The organism is Tessaracoccus bendigoensis DSM 12906 (assembly GCF_900141915.1).
In the GTDB taxonomy this organism is placed as follows: domain Bacteria; phylum Actinomycetota; class Actinomycetes; order Propionibacteriales; family Propionibacteriaceae; genus Arachnia; species Arachnia bendigoensis.
In genome coordinates, this window is the sequence record NZ_FQZG01000014.1 from 64,693 (window position 1) to 75,727 (window position 11,035).

Below are 11,035 nucleotides of genomic sequence, written 5' to 3' on the forward strand. Positions count from 1 at the left end.
CCAAGGGAGACCACCATGAAACTCCGATCCAAGTTGAGCCTGGTCTCGATGACTGCGGTGATCACGCTGCTGCCGGTTCCTGCGGGCGCCGCGTCGGCCCTCAACGTTGACCCGTCGGACCGGATCATCCCGGTGCCGCGCCCGTGCGTCCTGCCTGCATCGACGTTTGAGATCCGGCCTCCACGACCCTGCCCGCCCGACGTGCCATCGCCCCGGCCGTGCGAGTGGGATTTCGAGAAGCCGCGCTGCCTCTACGTACCGCTCGAGGCCTACTCCGTGGCCGCGAAAGGCGATCTGCTCCCACCCATGGTCCCCGGCCCGTACAACCCGATCCCAGACATGCTGCAGGAACTGTAACGCCAGGTCACTTCAATGCAGCGACGATGAAGTCGGCTTCACCGTCCAATGCCTGGGCCAGTTCCTCGACCGATCCCACAACCACGGGCTTCCAGCCCATGGCCGCGGCGACCGCAGCCAGATCGACCCCCTGCGGGGTCAGGAACACCCGCTCGAAACTCTCCGCGTACTCAGGTGCACCCTGCTCCAACTTCCGAAAGATGCTGCCTCCCCCGTCATCGGCGACGACCACCCGCAGATCCGGCCACCGCTCTGACGGGGGACGCACCAGGGCCCCGACGTCGTGCTGGGCCGTCAGGTCGCCCAACAACACCGTCATCGGGCGCCCACCGGCCAACGCCAGCCCCGTCGCCGTCGCTATCGTGCCATCGATGCCCGCAAGACCGCGGTTGGCGAACACGCGTGGCGGACACGTCGAGATGGGGCTCAGGTCCGCGGCCCGGATGATCGAGCTCGACCCCAGCATCAGGTCATCACCGGATCCGAGCGCCCCCACGACGGTGTCTGCGACCTGACGCTGACTCCAACGCCCCCTCGGCCCCGGCGTCAGGGAGCACGTCCAGTCCCGCAGCCACCCCGGGTCCTGCTCCGCCAACAGCACCCGGTCGGCCACTACCACGGCGCGGTGCCCCGGATCGATCCAGTCGGCCCGGTCACTCACCACCACCAGCTCGACATCGCCGCGACCCAGCAGATCGTTGACCGGCCGCGAGAGCGTCGGATGCCCGAACACCACCACCCGCTCGACCCGATCCCCAAGCTCGGCCAACGCGAACCGGTAGCCGGCAACCGCATTGGCACCCACCCGCGCGTTCGAGGACGGCTCGGCCAACAGCGGCGCACCGCTCAACTCCGCCAACGCCCGCGCCTCGGCGCCGACCGCCATCGAAGCGTCGCCGACCAGCACGACGGTGCGGCGCCCATCCAACTCAACCGCCTCATGCCCACCGGAGGCCGCGACCCGCAGCGGCCGCTCCCGCGGTTCCGGCAGCTCACCCACCAACGGTGCCTCGAACTCGACGTTGAGCTGCACCGCGCCCGGCCGCCTGGACCTCACCCCCGAGGCCAGCACCACCGCCCGGTGCACGCCCGCAGCCCAGGCATCCGAGGTGCCAGACTCGGACGACAACCGGATCACGCCCAACGCCGCCGGCCCCAGCCCACCTAGCTGATCACCGGTCTGGCTGGCACCGGTACCCACCAACCGGGCAGGCCGGTCGGCCGTGATCAGCACCAGCGGAACCCCCGCGGCTGTGGCCTCCATCGCCGCGGGCACCAGGTTCCCGACCGCGGTACCCGAAGTGGTGACGACCGCAACCGGACGCCCGGACCCCTTCGCCAATCCCAACGCGGTGAACGCGGCCACCCGCTCGTCGAGACGCACGTGCAACGTGAGCCGTCCGGCCCTGTCGGCCCGGTCGACGGCGAGCGCGAGGGCGGCCGAGCGCGACCCCGGCGCCAGGACCACATCGGTGACCCCTATCCCGACCAGCGCATCGACGATGGTCGATCCGAGCACGATGCTGCTCACCGATCCGCCCCCACTATCCGGGACACGCGGTCCCAACGCTCCAGCCAGAAGCGGGTGACTTCCCCATCGGCACGGCAAGCCGCCAGCAGGTCCGGATCGACGGTGACCGCCCCGACGCGCAGCACGCCATCGACCGGGTTCAGTGGGTTCGCCGTCACATCCGTGGCGAGCAGACGACGTGTCTCAAGACCGCACGCGAAAGGCAGGTCAGGTAGCGCCGCCGCCAACGCGACCCCCGCTGCCAGCCCCACAGACGTCTCGACCGCCGACGACACCACCACCGGCATGCCGAGTTCCTCAGCCAACCGCAGGCACCGTCGCGCCCCGCCCAACGGCTGCACCTTCAAGATCGCAACATCGGCGGCACCGGCCGCCTTCACCCGCATCGGGTCGTCTGCGCGCCTGATCGATTCGTCCGCCGCGATCGCGACGCCGAGGTCGAGCCCGCGAAGCCACGCGAGGTCTTCGACGTCCGGGCTGGGCTGTTCGACGTATTCGAGCCCCAAGGGCGCCAGCTCGCCGATCGCCACCCTCGCCTGCTGACGGCTCCAGCCACCATTGGCGTCGACGCGCAGCCGGGCCTCCGGCAGAGCGGCGCGCACCGCACCGACCCTGGCGACGTCGTCGTCGAGGGACTGGTCGAGGCCGGCGACCTTGATCTTGATCGTTCGGCAGCCTGATTCCACCGCCCGGCGCGCGGCGGCCGCCGGCTCCAGCGCCGGGACGATGCCGTTGACCTCGACCAGGTCGCGCGCCGGTGCCGGGTGTCCGATCTTTGCCACCTCGCGCGCAGCTCGCAGCCAGTCAGCCGCTTCAAGGTCGCCGTATTCAGGGAACGGGCTCCACTCGGCCCACCCCGCGGGCCCCTCGAACAGGACACCGGTGCGCCGTGCGATTCCCCGGAACGGCACCCGCATCTCAATGTCGAAGACGACAGGCTCGCTCATCCGAGCCAGACCCCGACGAGCAACCCGAGTCCGAGCCCGATCTCGGCGAACCCGGTCGCCTGGATCACGGGGATGAGCCGACGTCCCTGCGCCCCGCCCAGCACCCGACGCAGCGGGTCGATTAGCAGCAGCAACGAGAGCAGCGCGATCAGGGCCGACCACGTCGTCAGGGCCGCGAACACGACGATGCCTGCGGCAGCCACCGCGCACAGCGCCGCATAGAAGAGGCGCGCATTGCGGTCGCCCAGCCGTGCGGGCAGCGTCATCTTGCCGGAGGCCCGGTCGGTGGGGATGTCGCGGATGTTGTTGGCGACGAGGATCGCGCTGGCCAGAGCACCGACGGCGACTCCGGCCGCCCAGGCGTGCGGCGGGGCCACGTCGGAGATCACGTAGGTGGTGCCGACCGTGGCAACCAGGCCGAAGAACACGAACACCATCAGTTCGCCGAGCCCGAGGTAGCCGTAGGGTTTCCTCCCCCCGGTGTAGAACCAGGCGGCGAGGATGCACAGGATGCCGACGACCAGAAGCCACCAATGCCCGCTCAGCGCCACCACGGCGAGCCCCGCCAGTGCCCCGACCCCGAACGATGCGAAGGCCGCAGCCTTCACCGCACGCGGGGACGCGAGCCCCGATGCGACGAGCCGGAGCGGGCCGACCCTGTCGTCGTCGGTGCCGCGCACTCCGTCGGAATAGTCATTGGCGAAGTTGACGCCGATCTGCAATGCGAGCGCGACCACGAGGCACAGCAGCGCAACGGGCCAGTCCCAGGCGTCCAGCGCCGCGGCCCCTGCCACCCCGGCCAGGATCGGCGCGATTGCGGCGGGGAGCGTACGGGGGCGGGCACCGGCCACCCAGGTGGAGAGGGAGTCGTTCATGATTGGCCAACTCTACTGGCGCTCGTCGCCTGCCCGACCCGACCTGCGGCGCTTGCCTGCCGTCGGGGCTTGCGAGCCTGCGGTCGTGGCATCGTCAGACGGCAGCAGCTCCAGGAGACGTGCGCGATCCGGCTTTCCGCCAGGCGTCCGCGGCAACGGGGAAACGGAAACCAGTTGTCTGGGCAGGCAGGCCGCGGGCAGGTCGGGGCGAAGCCGGTCGCGCCAACCCGCGAGGGTGCCGCCGGGCGCGAACAACACCACCCGGGCCCCCCACTCCGCGTCGTCGACGGCGAGCACCTCGGCTTCCTGCTCATGCCTGGCCACCGCGGCCCGGACGACCGCCAGGTCGACGTTGACACCCCCGCTGATGACCACGTCGTCGATGCGTCCGTCGACCACCAACCGGCGGCCGTTCCAATGGCCACGGTCACGCGTCAGGACGGCGCCGTCGACCAGGACGTCGGCGCTCAGGTCGTCGCGGCCGAGGTAGCCGCGGAACAGACAATCGCCCGCGATCGCGATGCGCCCGAGGTCGCCGAGCCTGACCTCCACCCCGGGCAGCGGCACCCCGTCCCACACGACTCCCCCGCAGGTCTCACTCATCCCATAGGTCTCGATGACCCGGATGCCCTGCGCCTCGGCGCGCGCCCGCAGTTCGGGGCGCAGGGCCGCCCCACCCACGAGGACGGCGTCGAAGGAGGCGAGTCGTCCGGCCGCTGCAGGGTCGTCGAGCGCGCGGAAGAGCTGGGTGCCGACGAGCGAGACGCAGTTGCGTCCCTCGGCTGGGGCGAGCGTCGTGAGGGTGGGGTCGGCGATCCGGACCCCGGCACCGCGGAGCCCCCGAACCAGCACCATCAGCCCAGCGACATAGCGCGGCGACAACGCCAGATGCCAGGTCGCGTCGAAGCCGAGTCGCTGACGGGCGGAGTCGGCGGCCACCAGGAGCGCCTCACGCGCCAGGACGACCAGTTTCGGTTCCCCACTGGTTCCCGAGGTCGAGGTGACGACGCAACCCGTGGGGGCGACCCCCCGACCCGGCGCGAGCCACAGCCCGGGGCCGCCGTCAAGGAAGCGTTTCACGGCTGTAGCGAGGTCCTGCACCGGGCCAGCCTATCGGCGGCGGGTAAGCTTGCCCCATGGTCCGGGTTCTGCTCATCATCGCAATCGTGATGCTGACGGTGTACTGCGTCGTCGAGGTCGCCCAGGCGCAGGGATACCGGGTGCGACGGATGCCCCGCTGGTTGTGGGCGTTCGCGGTGATCTGCCTGCCCGTCGTCGGACCCGTCTGTTGGTTGTTCCTCGGGCGCCCGGTGAAGCAGCCCGGGCTGCCGCCGCGTGGCTCACAGGCGCCTGACGACGATGAGGATTTCCTCCGCGGGCTGCGGTAATCCATCGGTCGGTTGAGCCAGGCCCCCGCCGCTGGTTGAGCCAAACCCCGCCCAAACCCCGCCGCGTGCACAAATCTCTCTATACGTCGAGGCGGCCACATATAGCGAATGCCTCCACGCATACAGAGAACTATGCACACCCTCGACGGTCAGACGCCCATGCAGGGGCGTCAGATCGCCCGATCCGGTGGCCACAGACTGACCCCGACACCGCGCTATTTTGGAAGCGTCCCCATCGGCTATTTCGTTCTTTGACGCCCCTGTGGAAAAATGGTGCCGTTTGGAGGGAGGTCGGCCTGCCATGACCGACGGAGTTGCAGCGGTGACACGGTGGCTGCGCGCCTGCGCGGACGAGTTCGATGCGAGGCGTGAGGAACTCGACGCACTGGACCGGCTCCTCGGCGACGGCGACCACGGCACCAACATGTGCCGCGGGTTCATCGCGGCCCAGACACTGGACCTGAGCGAGCTCGTCACCGGGGCCGAAGCGCTGAGGCAGGTTGGCATGGCGCTGGTGAGCAACGTCGGAGGTGCATCAGGGCCGCTTTTCGGTACCTACCTCCTCAGGATCGGTGCGGTATGGCCGCTGCATCCGACGACCCGTGCGGTCGCGATGGCGACCCGCCAGGGTCTCGACGGGGTCATGGCCCGCGGGAAGGCGTCCGTCGGCGACAAGACGATGGTCGACGCGATCGCACCTGCGGCCGATTCGTTGGACCTCTCGGCGCGCGACGGCGAGGATCTCGCCGTAGCCCTGGAGAAGGCGGCTGACGCCGCAGAAGCCGGCGCCCTCGCAACCGTCGGCATGGCGGCAAGGCGAGGCAGGGCCCACCTCCTGGCGGGCGAATCCGTCGGGGTGATCGACCCCGGAGCGGTGTCGGTGGGCATCATCGCCCGCATCGCCGCCCAGAGCCTTTCCTGATCGATCCCCATCGACTGGCCGCACGAACACCATTCGTGATTGGTTGTTATCGCCGACCGGCCCGGTGGAATAGCCTGAGTGCCATGACCTTCCAGGCACCCCACAAAGCCGTCATCCTTGCCCGTGGGCTCGGGTCCCGCATGCGCAAAGAAGCCGAGGGTGTGACCCTCAGCGACGAACAGACCAAGGCCGCCGACGCCGGCGTCAAGGCGATGATCTCCGTAGGTCGGCCCTTCCTCGACCACGTGATCAGCGCGTTGGCCGACGCCGGTTTCACCGAGATCTGCCTCGTGATCGGTCCCGAGCACGACGTGATCCGCAACTACTACGACACCATCGACAAGCAGCGCGTCACCATCAGCTACACCATCCAGGAGGAGCCCCTGGGCACGGCGAACGCTGTGCTGTCGGCCGAGGAGTTCGCCGGAGACGACCGGGTACTGGTCATCAACTCCGACAACTACTACCCGGCCGTCGCGCTCGAACTACTCAAGGACGTCCCCGGTTCGGCACTGGTCGGCTTCACCCGCGAGGGGATGCTGACCAAGTCGAACATCGCGCCTGAGCGGATAGCGGCGTTCGCCCTGGCGACCACCGACGCCGACGGCAACCTCGACGAACTGGTCGAGAAGCCCGACGAGGCGACCATCGCCCGGCTCGGCGACGACGCGGTCATCTCCATGAACTGCTGGCTGTGCACACCCGCGATCTTCGCCGCTGCCAAGGTGATCCCACCGTCGGCGCGCGGCGAGTACGAGATCACCGACGCCGTCCGACGCGCGATCGAGGACGGCGATCCCTACGCCGTGGTCAAGGCCGACGAGGGTGTGCTCGACATGAGCAACCGCGGCGACATCGCATCCGTGGTCGAGGCTCTCGGCGACAGTGGGGTCCGACTGTGAAGTGGTTCGTCCCCGGTCGCCTCGAGGTGCTCGGCAAGCACACCGACTACGTGGGTGGAAGGTCGCTGCTCGCAGCGGTCGACCGCGGCATCACCATCGAGTTGACCGAATCCGACGAGCCGGGAATCGTCGCGTCGTCCACGGCCGTCGAAGGCGAACAGCACCTCGTCGCCGGGACCGACCCTCAGCTCCCCAAGGGTCACTGGGCCAACTACGTGCAGGCGGTACTTGACCGGCTTCAGCTCAACTTCGGCGAACTCAAGCCGGCCCGCATCGTCATCGACTCGGACCTGCCGCTCGCCTCGGGGATGAGCTCGTCGTCGGCACTCGTGGTGGCCGTCTCGCTTGCGCTGGTCGACCACAACGGGTTCCGGGAACGGGATGAGTGGAAGGCCAACGTCAAGAACGACATCGATCTGGCCGGTTACATGGCCACGATGGAAAACGGCCTGACCTTCGGCACGCTAGAGGGCCTGCGCGGCGTCGGCACCTTCGGAGGCTCCGAGGACCACACCGCGATGCTGTGTTGCCACCCCTCGCAGTTGACGGAGTTCACGTTCTGCCCGATCGTCGAGGGTGAATCGGTCGACCTGCCGGACGACCTGACGTTCGTCGTCGCCGTCTCCGGCGTGCTGGCGGAGAAGACCGGGGCCGCGCTCGAGCACTACAACAGCCTGTCGATCAACGCCCGTCGGCTGGCCGAGCTTTGGAACGACGCGACCGGCAACGAGCACGCGACCGTGGCCGACGCCCTGGCCAGCGACGACGACGCTCTCGAGGGGCTGAGGGCCGTCGCGGCGCACGACGAGGAACTGACGCGGCGTCTGAACGCGTTCGTCACCGAGTCCCAGGTCGCGATCCCCCGCGCGGTGGCCGCGCTCCGCTCGGGCGACCTGGAGGCCTTCGGTGCCGCCGCCGATCTGTCGCACCGGAACGCCGATGAGGTGTTGGGCAACCAGATCCCCGAGACGAACCGGCTCCAGGCGCTGGCCCGCGAGTTCGGGGCGATCGGCTCGGCCGGGTTCGGGGCTGGCTTCGGCGGCTCCGTCTGGGCACTTGTCCCCGCCGAGGGCGCCGCAGAGTTCGGCGAGAAGTGGCTGAGGGCGTACCTGGTGGAGTACCCGCAGTGGGAGGCGACGGCGTCGATCGTCCTGACCCGCCCGGGAGGCCCCGCGCGGCGCCTCTGACCGTCGGACGGCTCTGACCGCTCAGCGAATGGCTCCGCCTGCCGCCGTCGATTGGACGGGGTAGGCGGAGTCGTCTGTTGCGACACTGGCCGTTTGGCGCGACACCAGCGCTACGACGCCGACACCAGCGCTACGACGCCGACACCAGCGTTGCGACGCGGACACCAGCGTTGCGACGCGGACACCAGCGCTACGACGCCGACACCAGCGCTACGACGCCGACACCAACCGTATAGCGCGACACCAACCGTATTCCACTGGTAACCAGCCATATCCCAGGTAACGCGGACGGTTCTGCCGAAGCAGGCGATCCTCAGGACCCCTGCGACACCGGGATTCGGGCGTAGTCCGACAGCGGCAGCAGCCGCAGGCCGGCGGGATCGTCGACGGTGGCGTAGACGAGCGCGGTCTCGTCGTCGCCCGGCTGGGCGGGCCCCATCGTCGCGAGCAGGACCTCGCGCACGGCCGCGGTCTCGAGAGCGGTGAGGACCCGAGGCGCGGGTTCCTGGTCGGCCGCGGCTAGCACCACCAGCAGCAGGCCACGGAGCCGCGGCTTGTCCTCGGCCATGGGCGGTTGGTAGTACGGCAGATCCAGCACGGTGGCGCCCCGCCTCTCGTAGAAGGCGAAGCGGCGTGCCGGGTCACCGTACTGCGGGTGCGCGGAGAACAGGTCGGGGCGCTCCACCTCACCCAGCACGACCTGCACCCCCTCCTGCCCAAGCCAGAACTCGAAGCCGGCCGAAAGCAGTGCGCCGCCGACGCCGCCCCCGCGCGTCGTTGAGGCGACGGCGAGCCAGTCGACCAGGACGCCACCACCATGGCGCTCGCCGACGATCACACCCTGCAATTCGACCCCGTCGCGGGCGACCAGAACCTCGACGTCGCCTGCGGCGCCGAAGGCGATGAACTCCTCAGCGGTGATCAACTCGGTATCGGGGAAGCTCGGAGCCAGGATGTCGCAGTAGACGCGTCTCAGGAGCGCCTCGTCGGTGACGATTTCAATCATGGCCCTCATTGTGGCCGGACCGATCACCTGGCCGGGTGAAACGGGCTTCTTACGTGAGGTTTCGCGTGGGACGAATCAATCCAATTCATGCCGCACCGGGAGGCTGAGGGTTCCCAACTATAGGATCGGGACGATGACACCCGAGTCGTCTTCCTCCAGCGATGATCGAACCCTAGCCAGGCGAGGCCTCGACGGCTACCGCCAGTACCGGATCCCAGCCCTGGCCGTCTCGACCCGAGGCACCCTGCTGGCCGCCTACGACGGGCGCCCCAATCTCGACGACCTGCCCAGCCCCATCGACCTCCTGCTGCGCCGCTCCACCGACGGTGGCCGCACCTGGCTGCCCCAGCAGGTCGTGCGCACCGGCACCGGGCTGGAAGGCTTCGGCGACCCGAGCCTGATCGTCGACGCCACCACCGGTCGCATCAACCTGTTCCACGCGGCAGGCACCCACGCCGGGTTCTTCGAGGCCGTGGAGGGGCTCGAGCCTGACGACGCCGTCCAGCACGTCGACCTGTCTGTCTCCGACGACGACGGCCTCACCTGGCAGCACCGTCGGCTCACCGCGCAACTGAAGCGACCCGGCGTCGCCGGCCTGTTCGCCGCGTCGGGGCAGGGCACCCAGCTGCACACGGGTCGCTACGCCGGGCGCCTCGTCCAGCAGTTTGTGCTCTTGGAGCACGGGACGATCACCGCCGCGTCCGCCTGGAGCGACGACCACGGCGACACGTGGCGGCTGGGCGCCGCCGTCGGCCCCGGCACGAATGAGAGCAAGGTCGCCTGCCTCCACGACGGAAGACTGCTGCTCCATTCGCGCGCCACGCCACGCCGCCTGATGGCCGTCTCAGACGACGGCGGCGAAACCTGGTCGCCTACCCGGCCAGATGAGGCGCTGGTAGACCCGAGCGACAACGGTTCGCTCTGCCGATTCGACGGCGCACCGATGCCCGGGCTCGCCTCCCCCGATACCGACGCCTGGCTGTTGGCGACGCACAACCACGACGAGGACCTGCGCCGGGCCACCGTCCTGAAACTCTCCCGCGACAACGGGGAGACGTGGCCGCACGCGGTGACGCTTTGCCCAGGCAGCTCCGCCTACTCGAGCGCCACCCGCCTGCCGGACGGCCGGATCGGTGTCCTCTACGAGCGGGCCGGGTATGGCGAGATCGTCTTCACCACCGTCGACCCCGACCGGTTGCTGGCCGCCGGACCCGCCGCCCTGACCGTCGACCCCTGCAGCGTCCTCGACGGACGTGGCGTGAGCCTAGAGGCCGTGCTGCGCTCCGTGACCCCAGGTCGACCCGCCTCCTGGCGGAGCGTCGGTGAGTCCGTGACGCTCTCCGCTGCCGACGCTGCGTGGGACCGGTCCGTGCGCAAGGAGGTCGGGGTCGGCTACGACGCGCAGGCCCCGCAGGTCCTCTCCGACCGCGCCTCGCAGGACCTCAACTACGGGCCGGTCGGGCCCGGGCTGCGCGTCGGGGACACGCTCGCCCTGCACGTCCGTGTCCGTACCGTGGAGCGCGCCGAGGTGCGGGTGTGCCTTGACGGCGAAGCGCTGCACTCCGGCGAACTGGCCGCCGGAGAGCGGGTCGTCATCATGGTGGCGCGCACCGTCAAGGAGACCGACGTCTCGGAGGGAGTCGTGCGCGCCACGTTCACGCTGGACGGAGCGGGAGGTGACCCCGCGCGGCTCGTGCTCGAGTTCTGCACCGCCACCGGGGAGTCGAATTGGATGGCCGAGAACGGTTCGGGGCCCAGCAGCCCATGAGTTGAGTGCCTCCCGGGGCCCAACCGTCACCAGCGGTCTAACGCGGACACCAACCGTAAGTCGCCGACACCAGCGGTCAGACGCCGACACCAGCGATACAGCGCGTCACCAACCGTATACCGCTGGTAACCAGCCATAGCCCTGGTAACGCC

Annotated in this window: 11 protein-coding genes; 6 read left to right on the forward strand and 5 right to left on the reverse strand. The window is 69.5% G+C overall.

Annotated elements, in window-relative coordinates; genetic code table 11:
- Nucleotides 1-15 precede the first annotated feature (15 nt).
- Nucleotides 16-357 carry a hypothetical protein gene (locus tag BUC15_RS05225; RefSeq protein ID WP_073186479.1) on the forward strand — a complete coding sequence of 114 codons (342 nt, stop codon included), beginning with the start codon at nucleotides 16-18 and terminating at the stop codon, nucleotides 355-357.
- A gap of 7 nt (nucleotides 358-364) precedes the next feature.
- On the opposite strand, the gene menD is transcribed toward BUC15_RS05225, so the two are convergent.
- Genes menD through BUC15_RS05245 form a run of 4 tightly spaced genes read right to left on the reverse strand, consistent with a single transcriptional unit; the run spans nucleotide 365 to nucleotide 4,811 of the window.
- Complete coding sequence (gene menD / locus BUC15_RS05230; protein ID WP_073186480.1) at nucleotides 365-1,888, reverse strand: 2-succinyl-5-enolpyruvyl-6-hydroxy-3-cyclohexene-1-carboxylic-acid synthase; 1,524 nt, start codon at nucleotides 1,886-1,888, stop codon at nucleotides 365-367.
- On the reverse strand, nucleotides 1,885-2,835 hold the full coding sequence (locus BUC15_RS05235) for an o-succinylbenzoate synthase (protein WP_073186481.1): 951 nt from the start codon (nucleotides 2,833-2,835) through the stop codon (nucleotides 1,885-1,887). Before BUC15_RS05235 ends, menD begins: the two co-directional genes overlap by 4 nt.
- On the reverse strand, nucleotides 2,832-3,710 hold the full coding sequence (locus BUC15_RS05240; RefSeq protein ID WP_073186482.1) for a 1,4-dihydroxy-2-naphthoate polyprenyltransferase: 879 nt from the start codon (nucleotides 3,708-3,710) through the stop codon (nucleotides 2,832-2,834). The genes BUC15_RS05235 and BUC15_RS05240 overlap by 4 nt, the downstream gene beginning before the upstream one ends.
- 12 nt (nucleotides 3,711-3,722) lie before the next feature.
- Entirely contained in the window at nucleotides 3,723-4,811 is a 1,089-nt protein-coding gene (locus tag BUC15_RS05245; protein ID WP_073186483.1) for an AMP-binding protein, read from the reverse strand.
- Nucleotides 4,812-4,846: 35 nt separating this feature from the next.
- On the opposite strand from BUC15_RS05245, the gene BUC15_RS05250 reads away from it, so the two are divergent.
- The 4 genes from BUC15_RS05250 (at nucleotide 4,847) to BUC15_RS05265 (ending at nucleotide 8,109) form a co-directional block, all read left to right on the forward strand.
- A complete protein-coding gene (locus tag BUC15_RS05250; protein ID WP_073186484.1) occupies nucleotides 4,847-5,098 on the forward strand; it encodes a PLD nuclease N-terminal domain-containing protein in 252 nt (83 codons plus the stop codon).
- 301 nt (nucleotides 5,099-5,399) lie between these two features.
- Complete coding sequence (gene dhaL / locus BUC15_RS05255) at nucleotides 5,400-6,020, forward strand: dihydroxyacetone kinase subunit DhaL (RefSeq protein WP_073186485.1); 621 nt, start codon at nucleotides 5,400-5,402, stop codon at nucleotides 6,018-6,020.
- Between the two features lie 83 nt (nucleotides 6,021-6,103).
- Entirely contained in the window at nucleotides 6,104-6,922 is an 819-nt protein-coding gene (locus BUC15_RS05260; RefSeq protein ID WP_073186486.1) for a nucleotidyltransferase family protein, read from the forward strand.
- Nucleotides 6,919-8,109: a GHMP family kinase ATP-binding protein gene (locus BUC15_RS05265; RefSeq protein ID WP_073186487.1), complete on the forward strand. Its 1,191-nt coding sequence runs from the start codon at nucleotides 6,919-6,921 to the stop codon at nucleotides 8,107-8,109. The genes BUC15_RS05260 and BUC15_RS05265 overlap by 4 nt, the downstream gene beginning before the upstream one ends.
- Before the next feature lie 313 nt (nucleotides 8,110-8,422).
- Here BUC15_RS05265 and BUC15_RS05270 read toward each other — a convergent pair whose 3' ends face one another.
- Nucleotides 8,423-9,115, reverse strand: a complete 693-nt coding sequence (locus BUC15_RS05270) for a GNAT family N-acetyltransferase (RefSeq protein WP_139280095.1) — start codon at nucleotides 9,113-9,115, stop codon at nucleotides 8,423-8,425.
- Between the two features lie 133 nt (nucleotides 9,116-9,248).
- On the opposite strand from BUC15_RS05270, the gene BUC15_RS05275 reads away from it, so the two are divergent.
- Nucleotides 9,249-10,883 carry a sialidase family protein gene (locus BUC15_RS05275; RefSeq protein WP_073186489.1) on the forward strand — a complete coding sequence of 545 codons (1,635 nt, stop codon included), beginning with the start codon at nucleotides 9,249-9,251 and terminating at the stop codon, nucleotides 10,881-10,883.
- Nucleotides 10,884-11,035: the final 152 nt, after the last annotated feature.

Excerpts from the sequence above, each read along its gene's own strand:
- BUC15_RS05250 (WP_073186484.1), top strand. The coding sequence starts at position 4,847 with ATGGTCCGGGTTCTGCTCATCATCGCAATCGTGATGCTGACGGTGTAC.
- BUC15_RS05225 (WP_073186479.1), top strand. The coding sequence starts at position 16 with ATGAAACTCCGATCCAAGTTGAGCCTGGTCTCGATGACTGCGGTGATC.
- BUC15_RS05240 (WP_073186482.1), bottom strand. The coding sequence starts at position 3,710 with ATGAACGACTCCCTCTCCACCTGGGTGGCCGGTGCCCGCCCCCGTACG.
- dhaL (WP_073186485.1), top strand. The coding sequence starts at position 5,400 with ATGACCGACGGAGTTGCAGCGGTGACACGGTGGCTGCGCGCCTGCGCG.
- BUC15_RS05275 (WP_073186489.1), top strand. The coding sequence starts at position 9,249 with ATGACACCCGAGTCGTCTTCCTCCAGCGATGATCGAACCCTAGCCAGG.
- BUC15_RS05260 (WP_073186486.1), top strand. The coding sequence starts at position 6,104 with ATGACCTTCCAGGCACCCCACAAAGCCGTCATCCTTGCCCGTGGGCTC.
- BUC15_RS05235 (WP_073186481.1), bottom strand. The coding sequence starts at position 2,835 with ATGAGCGAGCCTGTCGTCTTCGACATTGAGATGCGGGTGCCGTTCCGG.
- BUC15_RS05270 (WP_139280095.1), bottom strand. The coding sequence starts at position 9,115 with ATGATTGAAATCGTCACCGACGAGGCGCTCCTGAGACGCGTCTACTGC.